This window comes from Luoshenia tenuis (genome assembly GCF_014384745.1).
In the GTDB taxonomy this organism is placed as follows: domain Bacteria; phylum Bacillota; class Clostridia; order Christensenellales.
Map to the genome: position 1 here is coordinate 342,926 of NZ_JACRSO010000001.1, position 16,035 is coordinate 358,960.

The 16,035-nt window shown below is 56.2% G+C and carries 17 protein-coding genes; 5 read left to right on the forward strand and 12 right to left on the reverse strand.

All coding sequences use genetic code 11. The features are described from left to right. Window positions 1-162: 162 nt before the first annotated feature. Both H8699_RS01625 and H8699_RS01630 read left to right on the forward strand, forming a co-directional pair. Window positions 163-1,074, forward strand: coding sequence for a helix-turn-helix transcriptional regulator (locus H8699_RS01625; RefSeq protein WP_249284183.1), 912 nt, complete (start codon window positions 163-165; stop codon window positions 1,072-1,074). Window positions 1,075-1,153: 79 nt separating this feature from the next. Beyond that, window positions 1,154-1,420 (forward strand): zinc ribbon domain-containing protein, encoded by a 267-nt coding sequence (locus H8699_RS01630; RefSeq protein WP_249284184.1) that lies wholly within the window; start codon window positions 1,154-1,156, stop codon window positions 1,418-1,420. 77 nt (window positions 1,421-1,497) lie between these two features. On the opposite strand, the gene fucO is transcribed toward H8699_RS01630, so the two are convergent. Continuing rightward, window positions 1,498-2,643, reverse strand: coding sequence for a lactaldehyde reductase (gene fucO, locus H8699_RS01635; protein ID WP_147518334.1), 1,146 nt, complete (start codon window positions 2,641-2,643; stop codon window positions 1,498-1,500). A 182-nt stretch (window positions 2,644-2,825) separates the two neighbouring features. Between fucO and H8699_RS01640 the strand changes: the two genes are divergently transcribed. Together H8699_RS01640 and H8699_RS01645 are read left to right on the forward strand one after the other, a co-directional pair. Then, a complete protein-coding gene (locus tag H8699_RS01640) occupies window positions 2,826-3,497 on the forward strand; it encodes a TetR/AcrR family transcriptional regulator (RefSeq protein ID WP_249284185.1) in 672 nt (223 codons plus the stop codon). 89 nt (window positions 3,498-3,586) lie between these two features. Then, entirely contained in the window at window positions 3,587-4,873 is a 1,287-nt protein-coding gene (locus H8699_RS01645; RefSeq protein WP_249284186.1) for an MFS transporter, read from the forward strand. A gap of 56 nt (window positions 4,874-4,929) precedes the next feature. On the opposite strand, the gene H8699_RS01650 is transcribed toward H8699_RS01645, so the two are convergent. The 10 genes from H8699_RS01650 to H8699_RS01695 form a co-directional block, all read right to left on the reverse strand. Further along, a complete protein-coding gene (locus H8699_RS01650) occupies window positions 4,930-6,054 on the reverse strand; it encodes a radical SAM protein (protein ID WP_249284187.1) in 1,125 nt (374 codons plus the stop codon). A gap of 109 nt (window positions 6,055-6,163) precedes the next feature. Next, window positions 6,164-6,709 carry a hypothetical protein gene (locus tag H8699_RS01655; protein ID WP_249284188.1) on the reverse strand — a complete coding sequence of 182 codons (546 nt, stop codon included), beginning with the start codon at window positions 6,707-6,709 and terminating at the stop codon, window positions 6,164-6,166. Window positions 6,710-6,719: 10 nt separating this feature from the next. Further along, on the reverse strand, window positions 6,720-6,920 hold the full coding sequence (locus tag H8699_RS01660) for a helix-turn-helix transcriptional regulator (protein WP_249284189.1): 201 nt from the start codon (window positions 6,918-6,920) through the stop codon (window positions 6,720-6,722). A 138-nt stretch (window positions 6,921-7,058) separates the two neighbouring features. Beyond that, window positions 7,059-8,438 (reverse strand): 23S rRNA (uracil(1939)-C(5))-methyltransferase RlmD, encoded by a 1,380-nt coding sequence (gene rlmD, locus H8699_RS01665; RefSeq protein ID WP_249284190.1) that lies wholly within the window; start codon window positions 8,436-8,438, stop codon window positions 7,059-7,061. A gap of 289 nt (window positions 8,439-8,727) precedes the next feature. Next, a complete protein-coding gene (locus H8699_RS01670) occupies window positions 8,728-9,687 on the reverse strand; it encodes an ATP-dependent 6-phosphofructokinase (protein ID WP_249284191.1) in 960 nt (319 codons plus the stop codon). 90 nt (window positions 9,688-9,777) lie between these two features. Beyond that, a complete protein-coding gene (locus H8699_RS01675) occupies window positions 9,778-9,975 on the reverse strand; it encodes a hypothetical protein (RefSeq protein ID WP_138295325.1) in 198 nt (65 codons plus the stop codon). Between the two features lie 4 nt (window positions 9,976-9,979). Continuing rightward, window positions 9,980-10,210 carry a trp RNA-binding attenuation protein MtrB gene (gene mtrB / locus H8699_RS01680; protein ID WP_138295324.1) on the reverse strand — a complete coding sequence of 77 codons (231 nt, stop codon included), beginning with the start codon at window positions 10,208-10,210 and terminating at the stop codon, window positions 9,980-9,982. 114 nt (window positions 10,211-10,324) lie between these two features. After that, complete coding sequence (locus H8699_RS01685) at window positions 10,325-13,807, reverse strand: DNA polymerase III subunit alpha (RefSeq protein WP_249284192.1); 3,483 nt, start codon at window positions 13,805-13,807, stop codon at window positions 10,325-10,327. A gap of 143 nt (window positions 13,808-13,950) precedes the next feature. Next, window positions 13,951-14,181, reverse strand: coding sequence for a helix-turn-helix domain-containing protein (locus tag H8699_RS01690; protein WP_249284193.1), 231 nt, complete (start codon window positions 14,179-14,181; stop codon window positions 13,951-13,953). Window positions 14,182-14,186: 5 nt separating this feature from the next. Then, the gene (locus H8699_RS01695) at window positions 14,187-14,435 is read right to left on the reverse strand and encodes a helix-turn-helix domain-containing protein (protein ID WP_249284194.1); all 249 of its coding nucleotides are present in this window, start codon (window positions 14,433-14,435) and stop codon (window positions 14,187-14,189) included. Between the two features lie 96 nt (window positions 14,436-14,531). Between H8699_RS01695 and H8699_RS01700 the strand changes: the two genes are divergently transcribed. Then, window positions 14,532-14,774, forward strand: coding sequence for a hypothetical protein (locus H8699_RS01700; RefSeq protein ID WP_249284195.1), 243 nt, complete (start codon window positions 14,532-14,534; stop codon window positions 14,772-14,774). Window positions 14,775-14,828: 54 nt separating this feature from the next. On the opposite strand, the gene H8699_RS01705 is transcribed toward H8699_RS01700, so the two are convergent. Then, window positions 14,829-16,016, reverse strand: coding sequence for an iron-containing alcohol dehydrogenase (locus H8699_RS01705; RefSeq protein ID WP_249284196.1), 1,188 nt, complete (start codon window positions 16,014-16,016; stop codon window positions 14,829-14,831). Window positions 16,017-16,035 lie beyond the last annotated feature (19 nt).

Consider the following 16,035-nt stretch of genomic DNA (forward strand, 5'->3'; position numbering starts at 1 on the left):
TGTCAATTTTTCAAAATACAAAATACGATGTGGATAACGTGCTCTTTACTTTGTGCCCCGGCCATCGCCTTCCAATCGTGCGATTTTACGCCGCATAAAAAGATGACAGAATCTGTCTCCTTTTCGTGGTATACTTAAGGATAGGAGATAAGGAGGCGCCCTATGCAACAAAACCGGCTGTTTGAGATCATCTATATCCTGCTGCGCCAAGGGCGGGCGACCGCCGGGGAGCTTGCCCAGCGGCTGGAAGTATCCCGGCGCACCATCCTGCGGGATATTGACGCCCTGTCCCAGGCCGGCGTGCCCATCTACACCGAGCCTGGCCGGGGCGGCGGCATCGCCATCATGGAGCATTACGTGCTGGACCGGGCCGTGATCTCCGATGAGGAGCAGGATCAAATTCTTTTGGCATTGCAAAGCCTAGGTGCGGCCGGCCCGCTGGATTCCGCCGGCGTGTTGGGCAAGCTGCGGGCCATCTTCGCCAAGGATGAAACCGACTGGATCGCGGTGGACCTAAGCCGCTGGGGCAATGCCGCTGCGGACGCAGCCAAGTTCGATCTGCTCAAAAACGCGGTCCTTTACCAACATGTGCTATCTTTCACCTACGCCAGCTCCTATGGCGCCATCACCCAGCGCCGGGTCTATCCGCTGCGCCTGGTCTTTAAGTCCAAGGCCTGGTATTTGCAGGCCTATTGCCTGGAAAAGCGGGATTACCGCACCTTTAAACTCAACCGGATAGGCGGACTGGCCGCCGAAAGCGAAACCTTTGATCGAACGGGGCTGACACCGCCCTCCATTGAGAACGAAAGCGCACCACCGCCCGTGGTAGCGCACCTTAGCCTGCGTTTTACCCAGGCCATGGCCTACCGGGTGTATGATGAGTTTGATGTTGAAAATATCGCGGTAGAGCCAAACGGCGATCTCACCGTCACGGTCGATCTGCCGCAGGATAACTGGCTGTATGGGTATCTGCTCTCCTTCGGTGCCGGGGTACGGGTGTTGCAGCCCCGCTGCGTAGCGCGCATGCTGTGCCAGGCTGCGGAGGGCATAAAAAATCTCTATCCGCCGCAATAAGATGACAGGCAGCTGTCATCTTTTGAGGCGTATGCTAAGGTTGTAGCTGGGACAAGCCAGCGCGAAAGGAGAACTGAGTATGCAAGAGAGATATTGCCAGTGCTGCGGCATGCCCCTGGGGCAGGGCGAAGAGATGTTGGGCAACGAGGCCGATGGGCGCAAAAACCAGGATTACTGCAAGTATTGTTATGTGGATGGCAGCTTTACGGCGGATTGCACCATGGATGAGATGATCGAGTTTTGCGTATCGCCCATGGTGGCCTCCAACCCGGGTATGAACGAGGACGCGGCGCGGGAGGCTATGCGAGCCTATTTTCCCAAGCTCAAGCGTTGGCGCAAAGATTAAAAGTAGATGTGCACATAAAAAAAGACATGGCCCTAAATGGGCCATGTCTTTTGTGTTTAAAGCTTGCTGTTTAGCATTTACATCAGCTTGCGGAAGAGGTCTTTTAATTCCTCAACGCTGGTATCCCTGGGGTTACCGGGGCAGCAGGCATCCGCAAAGGCGGATTCGGCCAGGAATTGCAGATCCTCCTCTTTAAGTGCGGGCAGCTTGGCGGGGATGCCTACATCGGCCGAGAGTTTGGCCACAGCCTCTACCGCGGCCTTACGGTATTCCTCCTGGCTCATGCCCTCTACGCCCTGCACGCCCATGGCCTGGGCGATCTGGCGGTACTTCTCTCCCGTGCAGGGCGCATTGTATTCCATTACGATGGGCAGCATCATCGCACAGGCCACGCCGTGGGGCGTATCGTACACCGCGCCCAGGGTATGCGCCATGGAGTGGGCGATGCCCAGCCCCACGTTAGAAAAGCCCATGCCGGCGATATACTGGGCCAGCGCCATCCCATCGCGCCCCTGCTGGGTATTGTCCACCGCGCCGCGCAGGGATTTGGCGATCAGCTCGATGGCCTTGATGTGGAACATGTCGGTCATCTCCCAGGCGGCTTTGGTGATATAGCCCTCGATGGCGTGGGTCAGCGCATCCATCCCGGTGGAAGCGGTCAGCCCTTTGGGCATGGACGCCATCATGTCCGGATCGACGATGGCGACCACCGGCATATCATGGGGGTCCACACAGACGAACTTGCGCTTGCGTTCCACATCGGTTATGACGTAATTAATGGTGACCTCGGCCGCGGTGCCCGCCGTGGTGGGTACCGCGATGATGGGGGCGCAGGGCTTTTTCGTAGGCGCTACGCCCTCCAGGCTGCGCACATCCGCAAACTCAGGATTGGTGGCGATAATGCCGATCGCTTTTGCGGTATCCATGGAGGAGCCGCCGCCAATGGCCACAATATAATCGGCCCCCGCCGCCTTAAAGGCCTCTACGCCGTGGCGCACGTTGTCGATGGTGGGGTTAGCCTTGATATCGGAATAGATTTCATATTGAAGCCCCGCCGCGTCTAACACATCGGTCACCTTTTTGGTAACGCCAAACTGGATCAGGTCCGGATCCGAGCAGACCAGCGCCTTTTTAAAACCCCGTGCCTTTGCCTCGGAAGCGATCTCCCCAATCGCCCCTGCGCCGTGGTAAGATGTTTCGTTGAGCATGATACGGTTTGCCATACAAAATCCTCCTTTAAAACTTTTCTTTTGTCCGGGCAATGCCCCTATGTTTATCATACCCCTATACCCGCCCGGCTACAACCCATAAGGCCTGCCAAAGCACAAAAGGGGTTGACAAACGGCAAAAAAAGCGGTATTCTCCAAACATACCATCGGTATGTATCAGAAAAGGAGGCCTCGCCATGGCGCGCAACAAGTACCCTGAGCAAACCGTGCAGCGGATACTGGAAGTGGCAACGCAGCTTTTTCTGGCCAAGGGATACGAAAACACTTCTATGCAGGATATCGTGCGCGCACTGGGCATGTCAAAAGGGGCAATCTATCATCACTTTAAATCCAAAGAGGAGCTGTTTGAGAAAGTGGTGCTGCATTTCTATTCCCGTGAGGATTGGTTCAGCGCCATCGCCCATGACCCTGCGATGAACGGGCTGCAAAAGCTGCAGGCCCTGTTTCGCCACGAAATGTCGGATGAAGAAAAGCTATCGGTGGATCAGCTGTATTTTACCCAGATCGCGGACCCCCGCGTATTCATGGAACATATGCGGTTAAATATCACCGAAAGCGCGCCGCAAGTGGCGAAGATCATTGAACAGGGCAATCAGGATGGCTCCCTGTCCGTTGCCCAGCCGCTGGAAACCGCCGAGCTGGCCCTTCTGATGGCCAACGTTTGGATCGGCCTTTTCGCCGACAGCCGGGAGAAATTTATCCATCAGATCAGCCTGTGCCGCACAGTGCTGGAGGGCCTGGGCCTCCCCCTGTTTGACGATGCGCTGGTCGCACAGATGCAGGATTATTACGACCGTACTATTTTCTGGGCGAGGGAAGCCAAAAGAGGAAAAATAGCCGATGATTAAGCGTTTTATTCAGGGAAACGATTCCCTTTTTTATTGCCCATTTACATACCGACGGTTGGTATTATAAATTTGATTTGGAGGTACGTGATATGAAAAAAGATAAACACACAGGCCCAAAATGGATGTTCGGCCGGGATTTTACCCTCATGGTAGCCGGACAGATCATCTCCCTTTTCGGCAATGCCATCCTACGGTTCGCCCTCTCGGTAGCGGTATTGGATATGACCGGTTCGGCCGCAGCCTTTGCCAGCATCGCTGCGCTAAGCATGCTGCCTACCATCCTTTTATCTCCGCTGGGCGGCGTGCTGGCCGATCGCGTCAGCCGCAAGGGCATTATGGCGGCGCTGGATTTCATTACAGCCGCGGTATTGGCGTCCTTTGCGCTGATCTTTCGTCAAACTCCTACCACCGCGGCCATCGGCGGCGTCATGGTTCTACTTTCGGTGATCCAGTCCTTTTATCAGCCCTCCGTTCAGGCCAGCATCCCCTCCCTTGTAGATGAACGTGGTTTGATGAGTGCCAACGGCATCGTAGCACAGGTAAACGCGCTGGCCAATTTGCTAGGTCCAATCCTGGGCGGGCTGCTTTATGGCGTATTTGGCCTTTATCCCGTTTTGTATGTGGGGATCATTTGCTTTTTCTTATCGGCTGTAATGGAGTGTTTTTTGCATATCCCCTTTATCCGCCAACAAAATCGCGGCGGTGTGCTGCAAACCATCAAGGGCGATTTTACCGATGCGCTGCGCTATATGGTACGCCAGGGCGAGGGATTAATGTCCCTACTGTTTTTGGTGGCGGGCATCAACCTGTTTCTCTCGGCCATGGTAGTGGTCGGCCTGCCCTATCTGGTCAAGATCTTCCTGGGACTTTCCAGCCAAATGTATGGTCTGGCAGAGGGGGCTATGGGCATCGGCTCGATCCTGGGCGGCGTGTTGGCCGGTGCGGTCGCCAAAAAGCTTAAATTCTCCGCCTCTCACCTGCTATTACTGCTCGCCGGTATCGCGGCTCTTCCGCTAGGGGCAGCAGTATTGCATAACGGTTGGCCGATGGGTTCATTTGCCCTGATCCTTTTGAGCGTTGCCGGGATGATGTGCTGCGCAACGCTGTTTTCGGTCTATGCACAAACGACCCTGCAGCAGCTGACGCCCGCCTCGCTTTTGGGTAAAATATCTTCTGTGGTCACGGTCATCTGCATGTGCGCCTTCCCGCTGGGGCAGGCGTTGTACGGCGCCCTGTTCGATTGGGCGAAACAATACGCCTTTATCGTAGTGCTCTTTGCCGGCCTGGCCAGTGTGGTCATCGCGCTGCTATCTAAGGGTGTGCTGCTGCGGATCAGCCAGCGCCTGCCCCAGCAGACAGAAGGTCAGCCCCTATGAAGGGTAATAAAAGCCCCGTCCGAACGATACGGGCGGGGCTAAATCTCTTTTTATCTCTAAAATACAATATCGCCTGGGCCATAGCCCGCTGGCAGCGGCTCTTCGCTTAAAAACGGCAAGCTATCATCCTTGAGCACAGGCAAAAAAGCGGCGTAGGGCAGCCGTCCAAACTCACAGGCATAATCGCTTGCGCCAAACCATGCGCCCTCCTTGCCGCGCAGGTTCAGCCCCCGAACGAATTTGGTATAGTTGCAGCAATCGTGCACCGCCAGGTCCCAGTCCTCCAGGACTGCCATCTTCATGAATTTCAGGGTCAGCTCCCGGCTCCAGATCGGCGAGATGTACCCATGGCGGGCCAGATACAGGCTCTCCCCTGCATAATTGCCGATGTTGTTGGGATTCAAGTGCAGTTCCGCACAGTTGATAAAGTCCAGCCCTGTTGCCAATATCTGTTGCTTTTTAGCCAGGAACCCCTCATAAAACTCAGGCGTCATAGGGGTCTCGATGCCCACCTGCGGGATGTAGCGCTTGGCCAGGCCGATGTTTTCGATCACCTTATCGGCACAGTTGGATGCGCCCAAGTTAAAGCGCAGCTCGTCAAGCCCCGCCTCCCCCAGCGCCTGAAGCGTTTGTTCTGTTGCCAGCAGCCCGTTGGTGTACAGATGCTGATGCACACCGGCGTTGCTGAACTTGCGCACCACGCCATAATACTTTTCGATCTCCATAAAGGGTTCCAGATAAACATATGAAACCCCAGTGGGTTTATTCTGTACGGAAAGCAGCAGGTCGATATCCTTTTCGTAAAATTTCGTGCCGCCGATCTCCCACATTCCCTCGCCCACCGGCGGAATATCCTCCAGCTCGCCGTAATTATAGCAGAACTTACAGGCAATGTTGCACTTATTGGTCTTGCGGATGGCGCTAAGCCCCGTCCCCAGCAGACAGGAGCGGCAGCCCTTTGGGAATTTCTCCGCGTTGCCCACAAACAGCGTACGCCCCTCCAAGCTTTGCAGCTGTCCGATCTGCGCCATCAGCGCTTCATTGCGCGCATCCACCGCAACCTCGATCTGCGCAAAGGCGGCGTAGGCGATCTCCTGCTGTTTTGGTCCCAGCAGTTCTTCCTCCGGCAGCGCCGCGAAAAATTCAAACCACATCCGTGCGTCTTTTTTGGATATCTTCATTGGGGCCTCCCGTTTATTATGACCTAAAATGTTCTTTATCCCACATAATCTTGTTTTTAGCGTTTTTGTATCCTTCACGCATTATTCAAAGTGTTGGCATATATATAGATCAGTTACCATCTACGCTATCATCAGCTGCTTCTATAGGCCTGGCAGTTGCCTGCGCATCGCCGCAGGGCTTCTCCCCCTCTTCCATCTGCCGCAGCAGCTTGATCTGCTCCATCAATTTAGCAGCGGCGTCCTGCCGTTCCTGGAGAAAGTTTAGCAGCTCCACATTCAGCTTTTTTATCTCCCGCAAAGAGATAATCTCAGCTGGTTCTATCCGCTCATAGTCCACAAAAGCGGATTTCTCCTGCATCTGATCCAAGATATCCTTAAGCCAATGAAAATACGTTTCCAGATCCCAGTTCGCAGGCAAGGCCTTTAATTCCTGGGCTTGTGCTTTTCCCTGCAGTATATACACGCCTCTATCGATGCGCCGGATGCTCTTTTCCCGGCTTTGTATGCGCGATACGGTTGCGTAAAAAGCAGTACGGCTGGGAAAAAGGGTGGGATATTCCTGCAAGACCTTTGCCCTGATCTCCTCTACCTTATGGGGCCTGCCATCCTGTAAGATCTGGATAAAGATCTTTTTTACGATATCGATGGTATTCATATGCCCTCCATTATAACAGCTTTTCCATCTGAACGTCGAAAAGTTCGCCCAACTTTTTACATACAGCCAGCGACATGTCAATATGACCATTCTCGTAACGGCTATAGGTGGCAGGCGAAACTGCCAAGAGCTCAGCCATTTCGCGCTGCGTATAACCATTTTCAACGCGCAATTTGTACAACTTTTCATTCTTAGTATTGCATTTTTCCATCTTGCATCCTCCCCTTTATGAAGTTTGACAACGTTTCTATTTACAGTCATCATAACTCACCTGACAGGAGACCGCAAGAATAGCTATCAAATATGCAACAAGCGGAAGTTGCCTCACAAGTACACCGGCGCGGCTTCTCTAAAGTTCAAGCTGCAGGCTAGCCACCGTCTCCACATGCATCGTCTGCGGAAACAGGTCGACTGGCTGTACTTTTTGCAGGGTGTAACCCTGCCCGCACAGCAGCTTCAGGTCTCGTGCCAACGTCGACGGGTTGCAGGAAACATATACCAGCCTGGGGATCCGCGCTTGAGAGATGGCTTGCAGCAGCGCTGCATCGCATCCCTTGCGCGGCGGATCGACAACTACCACATCTGGCCTTCGGTTGTCTTGAAGCAACCGTGGAATCTCCTCTTCCGCCTTCGCACAGATAAAGCTGGCGTTTCTTATGCCATTGCTTCGCGCGTTGTCACGCGCGTCCTCTACCGCCGCCCTGACGATCTCCACGCCGATCACTTCCCTTGCCCTGCGCGCCAGGAACAGCGAGATGCTGCCGATGCCGCAGTAAGCGTCAAACACCAGCTCGTCCCCCTTCAGGCCGGCAAAGGACAGCGCGGTTTGATATAACTGCTCGGTTTGCAGCGGGTTGACCTGAAAAAACGAGGCTGGCGAAAGGGAGAATGTCAGCTCGTCCAACTGCTCGGCCAGGGTCGGCGCGCCGCATACGCTGATGATTTCCCGCCCCAGGATGGCGTTTGTCGCCTCGCGGTTGACGTTCAGCGCCAGGCCTACGAATCCTTCCAGTCCGCGCAGCTGCTCGCCCAATGCGGCCGCCTCCGGCAAGCGTTGGCAGTTGATCACCAAAGTGACCATAAATTCCCCTCGCCGGTTGGTGCGGATCAGCACATGGCGTAGCCTGCCCTGACGCGTCTTTTCATCGTAAGGCGTGATGTTTCTCTCCCGCATCCAGGCCTTAACGGCGGATAGTACCGCATTACAGGGCGGCTGCTGGATCATGCAGGCGTCAACCGGCACGAGATCATGGCTGCCGGTTGCATAAAAGCCCAGCGCGGCCTCTCCCCCCCGCGTCGCCGCCGGGAAGGCCGCTTTATTGCGATATTGCCAGGGCTCTTCCATGCCCATCACGGGCGGAACGGCGATGTTTTCAAACCCGCCGATGCGTTCCAGACAATCGGCGACCTGTCTGCGTTTGACTTCCAGCTGCCCCTCGTAAGAAAGATGTTGCAGCTGACACCCGCCGCAGCGCGCATCATATGGGCAGGGGGGCTCTATCCGCTGGGGAGAGGGCTGTAAGATCTTTTCGAGTTCTGCCTGCGCATAGCGCGAGGCCAGATAACGGATGCGCACGCGCACGGTTTCCCCCGGAAGCGCGCCGGGTACAAATACCGCCGCGCCTTCAAAACGGCCGATGCCTACCCCGCCCTCGCCCAAGGCATGGATGGGCAGGTCGATCCGCTGCCCGACCTGAAAGGGAAACGCCTGAAATTTCTTTTTTGCCATATTCTCTCCCCTGCTTGTATTGGTTTATCGCTTGGCGCATTGTTTGTCCTTCTCTTGTACCAAAGCCTTTTCCTTTTCGTTGATAATATGGGCAGCCTTGCCTCATACCGGGGCATTTTCTCATTTCGCCGGCACACACACGATCATGCGCGCTCTAGTATCACAACGCACGGCCATGTGCACCCAAACGCTGTCACATATCCTCAGCCGTATCAAAGGCATTTGAAAAACCGGGCGAAAGTCATATCCTTCGCCCGGTTCCATCGGTCAATTTCGCTCCCAGAAAGGGTTAGGCCCACAAGCCCTGCACCAACTCGTACAGTTCTTTATTAAATACCGCCGGCATATCCAGCGCCTCATTGATGTCAAAGTCCACGATCTCTTCCTGGCACTGGCCCAGCACCCGGTTGCCGATGCCCTGATGCAGCAGTTCCACCGCGCGCACGCCCATGCGGGTGGCCATCAGCAGATCCCGGGGCGAGGGCTGCCCGCCGCGCTGTACATAGCCCAGCACGCTTGCGCGGGTATCAAACCCGGTCTTTTCCATGATGACAGGAGCCAGCTCCGTAGCCTTGCCCGCGCCTTCGGCCATCACGACCAGAGCCGAGCGGCGGCCGTTGGCCCGCTGGCGCTCTAACCGCTGGCAAAGCGAATCCACATCCCAGGGCATCTCCGGCAGGATCAATGCCTCGGCGTGCAGGGCGGCGGCGGAATACAGGGCCAGATCGCCGCAGTGACGGCCCATGACCTCCATCACACACACACGCTCGTGAGAAGCCATGGTATCCCGAATTTGGGTAGCCATGCGCACGATGGTGTTCAGCGTCGTATCAAAACCCAGGGTGTACTGAGTATAGGCCAGGTCGTTATCGATAGTACCAGGGATGCCGATGGTGGGCACGCCGTACCCGCACAGCACTTCGGCCCCGCGGAAGGTACCGTCCCCGCCGATGGTCACCAGGCCCTCAATGCCGTGTTTACGGATGGTCTCCACCGCCTTAAGGCGGCCTTCCTCCGTTTTCATCTCGCCGCAGCGCATGGTCCCCAGCAGCGTGCCGCCGCTGGTCACCATTCCGGTGGCCCGCATGGGCTCCATCAGCTGCATGCGGTCCTCTATCAATCCTAAATATCCCTGCTCAACGCCGAATACTTCCATTCCCTTTTGCGTAGCGCTGCGCACCACGCTGCCAAGCGCCGCATTCATGCCCGGCGCGTCGCCGCCGCTGGTCAAAACTGCGATCCTCTTCATACGTATCCCTCTTTCCACATCACTTTTCCCATCCGTGGGAGCCCTTCCTCTATATTCTACCCTGCCAGGGTAACCGGCAAGCAGAAAATACTAAAACAATTTATCCTGCAAGGCGGCGCGCGCCTCCTGCGCCTCCGCCTTGGGGACCTGCAGCTCAAAATAATTCTGCGCATCCTCCCGGTTGCGGTAGACCGCGTGCAGCCGCACCATAAACCCCTCCTGGGTCAGCGCCTGCATGAGGCGCTGGGCGGCGGCCTTCCCCTGCACCATATGAATGACCATCCACATTTGATTAATCCTCCGTGCCGGAAGTGAGCTTACCATACCGGGTCAAAATCTCGGCCCGGCCGCGGATCTTGATAGCGGAGGTATTCTCAGTGAACTGGGCGATCATCACCTCGCCTTTATCCAGCTTTTCGGTATGCAGCAACTTGGTGCTCTGGCCCCGGGTCATCCCGATAATGTTGACCCCGTCCTCCAGCGCCTTGATGCACAGATAATCTTCCCCCTGATACTTATCCACCAGCCTAAGATCCTCCTAACCCCATGTAAACAACAAATCCTCTTTATTATACCAAGCAGCCCCATCTCCGTCTAGGGATATCGTGAATAATTTAACGTTCTTTGCCGAAATTCATCATGTTGCCGTTTTGGCCGCCTCCTCAAAGGTGGGGCGCACGTTTTCCTTGCCCAGCAGCGCCCCCAGCTCCCCGGTGAGCGGCTGCGAGCCATCGCACCAAAGGGCGGTATCCGCCGCAAAGGTCTGCTTTTGGGAGGCAAAGTAGAAGATCACCGGAATCGCCCCCGGGTGGCGGCGCAGCAGGTTCTTGGCCCCTTCCAGCTGCTCTTGTTCCAACCGCAGATACAGCTTTTTCATCTGCGAGCCGCCCAGCGGCCGGGCCGTATTTAAGATCAGCTTGCCCTCCTCATCCTCGCGCAGGCTGGCCCGCCCCTCGATAAGCAGCGGCGTATCCTCCACAAGCAGGGGCGCATAGGTCTGGTACGCGGCTGGGAAAACGATGACCTCCACCGCGCCGTACAGGTCTTCCAGGGTTAAAAAGGCCATCAGCTGGTTGCCGTTGCGGGTGGTCTTGGTCTTGACTGAGGTGACCATGCCGCCCAAGGTCACGCTCTGCCCGTCCCGCAGCGCGCCCTCGCCCTGCGTTCCCAACACCGTCTCCTCCTCGTCCTGATGGAAGTGCTGGGTAGTAAAGGGCAGGCCTTCCAAAGCCTGGCGGTAATCGTCCAGCGGATGGCCGGAGATGTAGATGCCTGTGACCTCTTTTTCCATGGAAAGCCGCGTGTGCATGGGGTAGTCCGCCATTTGAGGATAGACAAATTCCCCCGCGGTATTGGCGGGGCTGCCCGGCTCGCCAAATAAGGAGAGCTGGCCGGCCAGGTTATTCTTGCGGTCCTGCGCGGCGGCGTCGGCAATGGTCTCATAGCTGGCCATCAGCTGGGCGCGGTTAGGGCCCATATGGTCAAAAGCGCCGGCCATAATCAGGCTTTCGAGCATGCGCTTGTTGACCGCCTCGCCCTCCATCTTCTGCAAAAAGTCGCTTAGAGAGGTAAAGGTGCCCTTCTCCTCCCGCACCTTCACCACTTCCTGTACGGCGGATATGCCCACGCGCTTGACCGCGCCCAGGCCAAAGCGAATGTTACCACCCTCCACCGAGAAGCGCTCCATCGACCGGTTGATGTCCGGCGGCAGTACGCCGATGCCGTTTTTACGGCAGTATTGGATGTAAAAGGCGATCTTATCCGTGCGCTCAAGCATGCTGTTCATCAGCGCCGCCATAAAGGCTACCGGGTAATGGGCCTTGAGATACGCCGTCTGGTACGCCACTACGCCGTAGGCCGCGGCGTGGGACTTGTTAAACGCGTACTGAGCAAAGGCGATCATCTCGTCGAAGATATCGTTTGCCACCTGCTCGTCCACGCCATTGCGCACCGCGCCGGGCACAACGACCTGCCCGTCCTCTACCAGCCCGTGGATGAAGATTTCCCGCTCTTTTTGCATCACGTCCATCTTCTTTTTGGCCATGGAACGGCGCACCAGGTCGCTGCGGCCCAGGGAGTAACCCGCCAGATCCCGGACGATCTGCATGACCTGCTCCTGATAGACCATGCAGCCGTAGGTCACGTCCAGCACGTTTTTCAATTTGGGGTGGGCATAGTGTACCGTTTCCGGGTGGTACTTACCCTGCACGTAGCGCGGGATGGAATCCATAGGGCCCGGACGGTAGAGCGAGATGCCAGCGATGACATCCTCAAAGTTGGAGGGTTTAAGCTCCCGCAAAAAGGCGCGCATCCCGGCGGACTCCAGCTGGAACACCCCGTCGGTATCCCCGCGGCTGAGCATCTCATATACTTTCGGGTCGTCATAGGGGATCTGATCCATATCCGGCGGCGTAGCGCCGGTCAAGCGCAGAATGTCCAGCGTATCCCGGATCACCGTAAGCGTGCGCAGGCCCAAAAAATCCATCTTTAAAAGGCCCAACTGCTCTAATATCCCCATGGTATACTGGGTGACGACGCCCTGATCGTTCTTGGCCAGGGGTACAAAATCGGTTACCGGACGGCTGGCGATCACCACCCCCGCCGCGTGGGTGGAGGCGTGCCGGGGCAGCCCCTCCAGTATTTTAGACATATCGATCAGCCGGGTCACCCGGGGATTGTTCTCGTATTCCGCCTGCAGCTGCGGGTTGGCCTTAAGCGCCTTGTCGATGGTCATTTTCAGCTCAAAGGGGATCATCTTGGCCACCACGTCCACCTCGGCGTAGGGCATGTTCAGCGCACGTCCCACATCCCGAATCACCGCGCGGGCGGCCATGGTGCCGAAGGTGATGATCTGCGCCACCCGGTCGGCCCCGTATTTTTCCACGACGTAGTCGATCACCTCGCCCCGGCGCTCGTAGCAAAAGTCGATGTCGATATCCGGCATGGAGATGCGCTCCGGGTTTAAAAACCGCTCAAAGAGCAGCTGATACTTCATCGGGTCTATGGTGGTGATATCCAGGCAGTAGGCCACGATGCTGCCCGCAGCGCTGCCCCGGCCCGGCCCCACCATGATGCCGTGATCCTTGGCGTAGCGGATAAAATCCTGCACGATGAGGAAGTAATCCACATACCCCATCTGCTCGATCACGCCCAGCTCGTAAGCAAGCCGCTCCCGCTGCTCCTTAGTAGGCTGGCCGTACCGGCGCGCTATGCCCTCTTCACACAGCTTGCGCAGATAATCCCGGGCGCTTAAGCCCTCCGGCGGCGCGAAGGCGGGCAGGTGGATGGTGTTAAAGTCAAAATCCACCTGGCAGCGCGCGGCGATCTTGGCCGTATTGGTGATGCACTCCGGGCACTGGGGGAAGAGACTGGCCATCTCCTCCTCGCTTTTGATATAGAACTCCTGGGTCTCAAAGCGCATGCGCGCCTCGTCCTCCACGGTCTTGCCGGTCTGGATGCACAATAGCACGTCGTGCGCCTCGGCATCCTCCTTGCGGACGTAGTGGCTGTCATTGGTCACCACCAGCCCCAGGTCCAGCTTGCGCGCCAGGGCGATCAGCTGCGGGTTAAGCTGGCGCTGCAGGGCGATACCGTGATCCTGCAGCTCGATAAAATAATTGTCCTTGCCGTAGATGTCGATAAACTCCCGGGCCAGCGCCTCGGCCTTATCGGGCTGCCCTTCTCGCAGCAGCCGAGGGATATCCCCCGCCAGGCAGGCGGAAAGGCAGATCAGCCCCTCGGAGTATTGGCGCAGCGCCGCCATGTCCACCCGCGGTTTATAGTAAAACCCCTTGAGAAAGCCCAGGGATACCAGCTTGATCAGGTTTTGATACCCCACATTGTTTTCGCACAGCAGCACCAGGTGCGCGTATTCCCGCGCGGCGGTATTCTTATCCTCCATGCTGCCCGGGGCCACGTATACTTCGCAGCCGATCACGGGCTTGATGCCGCGCTTTAAAGCCTGCTGGTAAAACTCCACCACGCCGTACATCACCCCATGATCGGTGATGGCGATGGAATCCATCCCCAGCTCCTTGCAGCGGTCCAGCATATCGCCGATGCGGCTGGCCCCATCCAGCAGACTGTATTCCGAGTGGTTATGCAGGTGTACAAAACTCATTTTCTAAAATCCCCGCGATTCTACATAATATTCGTTTATCCGAATAATAGTATTATAACAAAAACACGCGCCGGAGCCAATGGCCCCGGTGCGGGATTAAGCCTTGGGGAGATGGGAAGGAACTGTTTCTGGGATCAAGTAGATCATTTTATGCTTTTTCTTTCATACGGCTTACCGTTATCTGTTCTGCCAAGGATGTAATCTGTAGAAGTACCATAAAAGTCGGCCAGCTTCAGCAGATGGATAACGGGAATCGTCTGAAAACCACGCTCATATCTTGAATAGACCGTTTGCGTGATATTCAGCAACTCCGCTATGTCCTTTTGTAAGAGGTCTCGGTCTTCCCGCAAATCTCTCAGCCGTTTAAAATGCATCTCTTTCAGACGCGAAAGTCATCAAACAGGTCTTCCGCGCGCACCTCCAATATCCTGCAAAGGCAGGCCAGCTCATAATCGGTGACGATGCGGGCATTGTGCTCGATCTTGCTGATCATCTGCTGATCCATGTTCGCGCCCAGCGTTTGCATGCGCGCAGCCAGCTGGGCTTGCGAAAGCCCGGCTTTGATGCGGTAGCACTTGAGCCGACCAGAAATAATATTTTTGTTTTCTCCAAAAGTAATCTTTTTCACCGTTTCACTCTAATACCACGTATTTTTCTTGACTTTATCACTAGTTTTGTCTTAAAATACGTTACATAAACGTATAAGAGCGAGGTGGACGATTTTATGGAGCTGTTATGTGATATGGTTATCCGTTTATTTGAAAACGCGCCGGGCGATCCGTCTGCGTTCGCTAAATGTCTTTCGCCTCTGCTCTCTGATAATTGCTATCAGGCTCTGGTTCAGATCAAGGCCGTCCTGGAGGACGACAGCCTGAACGACCGGGAATGTTTTATGAAGATCGAAAAAATCGTTAGCATCTATGAAGGGTTAGGCAGCGGCTGCGGCAACCGGCACGATTTCGGTTAAAATCAAAAAGCGCCCGCGCATCTTTATGCGCGGGCGCTGCTTGTTGTTCTTGCCTTACAGGGCCAATTTGTAGATCTCGTAAATATCGTCGCTATTCAGCGCGGTGAACTTGCCCTGGGTGCCATCCCCGTTGGACTTTTTGCACTTATCGGCCATCTCGCGCAGGTACTTATCGTCGATCCCCAGCTCCGGCAGGCGGATGGGCATGCCGATGCTCTGGAAGAACTTCTCCATGCGGCCGATGCCCTCCAGCGCCGTGAATTCAGGGTTCTCAAAGTCCATCGAGCAGCCCCACACGCGCACCGCAAACTGGGCAAAGCGCATCACGTCCTTCTTATACACATACTTCATCCATGCCGGGAAGATCACGGCCAGGCCAGCGCCATGGGCCACATCGTACCGGGCGGAAAGCTCGTGCTCGATCTGATGGCTGGAAAAATCGCTGACGCGCCCGCAGGAAAGCATGTCGTTATGCGCCAGAGAGCTGACCCACATGATCTCCGCGCGGGAACCGTAATCCTCCGGGTGAGCCAGGGCGATGGGCGCGTTTTTGATCAGCGTCTGCATGCCGGCTTCCAGTAGCCGATCCGTCAGGTCCACATGTTTTTCAGGCGTGAAATAACGCTCCATCATATGGGCCAGGATATCGGTGGCGCCGCAGGCCGTCTGATAGGCGGGCAGCGTATAGGTGAGCACCGGATTCATGATGGCAAAATCCGGGCGGTTGCCGTTTCCGGAAGAGCCGCGCTTGAGCATCCCGTCCTCGTTTGTGATTACGCAGGAGTTGCTCATCTCGCTGCCGGCGGCCGGGATGGTCAGCACCACGCCCAGGGGCAGGCGGTCGGTTACCGTCGGTTTATTGCCGTTTTTATCCCCGCCGTGGAAATCCCACACGTCGCCGTCATATTTTACGCCCACGGCGATCGCCTTGGACGAGTCGATCGTCGAGCCGCCGCCTACGGCCAAAACCACCTCTACGCCCTCTTTTTTGCACAGGGCGATGCCCTCGCGCACCAGCGACAAGCGGGGGTTAGGCTGTACGCCGCCCAGGGTTACCACCTCTACGCCCGCCTCCTGCAGCGAGGCGATCACTCGGTCCAGAAGGCCGCTGCGCTTGACCGAGCCGCCGCCAAAGTGTACCAGCGCTTTTTTGCCGTATTTGGCAGTCTCTTTGCCCACCAGCTTTTCCGTATCCTTGCCAAAGATCACGTGCGTAGGGGCATGGAAATCAAAATTAACCATTCTCTTTCGTTCCTCCTTG

Bases quoted from the DNA above. Each gene is read 5' to 3' on its own strand.
- H8699_RS01640 (WP_249284185.1), top strand. From the start codon at position 2,826: ATGGCGCGCAACAAGTACCCTGAGCAAACCGTGCAGCGGATACTGGAA.
- H8699_RS01645 (WP_249284186.1), top strand. From the start codon at position 3,587: ATGAAAAAAGATAAACACACAGGCCCAAAATGGATGTTCGGCCGGGAT.
- rlmD (WP_249284190.1), bottom strand. From the start codon at position 8,438: ATGGCAAAAAAGAAATTTCAGGCGTTTCCCTTTCAGGTCGGGCAGCGG.
- H8699_RS01655 (WP_249284188.1), bottom strand. From the start codon at position 6,709: ATGAATACCATCGATATCGTAAAAAAGATCTTTATCCAGATCTTACAG.
- H8699_RS01625 (WP_249284183.1), top strand. From the start codon at position 163: ATGCAACAAAACCGGCTGTTTGAGATCATCTATATCCTGCTGCGCCAA.
- H8699_RS01685 (WP_249284192.1), bottom strand. From the start codon at position 13,807: ATGAGTTTTGTACACCTGCATAACCACTCGGAATACAGTCTGCTGGAT.
- H8699_RS01670 (WP_249284191.1), bottom strand. From the start codon at position 9,687: ATGAAGAGGATCGCAGTTTTGACCAGCGGCGGCGACGCGCCGGGCATG.
- H8699_RS01705 (WP_249284196.1), bottom strand. From the start codon at position 16,016: ATGGTTAATTTTGATTTCCATGCCCCTACGCACGTGATCTTTGGCAAG.
- H8699_RS01675 (WP_138295325.1), bottom strand. From the start codon at position 9,975: ATGTGGATGGTCATTCATATGGTGCAGGGGAAGGCCGCCGCCCAGCGC.
- H8699_RS01700 (WP_249284195.1), top strand. From the start codon at position 14,532: ATGGAGCTGTTATGTGATATGGTTATCCGTTTATTTGAAAACGCGCCG.
- H8699_RS01650 (WP_249284187.1), bottom strand. From the start codon at position 6,054: ATGAAGATATCCAAAAAAGACGCACGGATGTGGTTTGAATTTTTCGCG.
- H8699_RS01660 (WP_249284189.1), bottom strand. From the start codon at position 6,920: ATGGAAAAATGCAATACTAAGAATGAAAAGTTGTACAAATTGCGCGTT.
- H8699_RS01690 (WP_249284193.1), bottom strand. From the start codon at position 14,181: ATGCATTTTAAACGGCTGAGAGATTTGCGGGAAGACCGAGACCTCTTA.
- fucO (WP_147518334.1), bottom strand. From the start codon at position 2,643: ATGGCAAACCGTATCATGCTCAACGAAACATCTTACCACGGCGCAGGG.
- H8699_RS01630 (WP_249284184.1), top strand. From the start codon at position 1,154: ATGCAAGAGAGATATTGCCAGTGCTGCGGCATGCCCCTGGGGCAGGGC.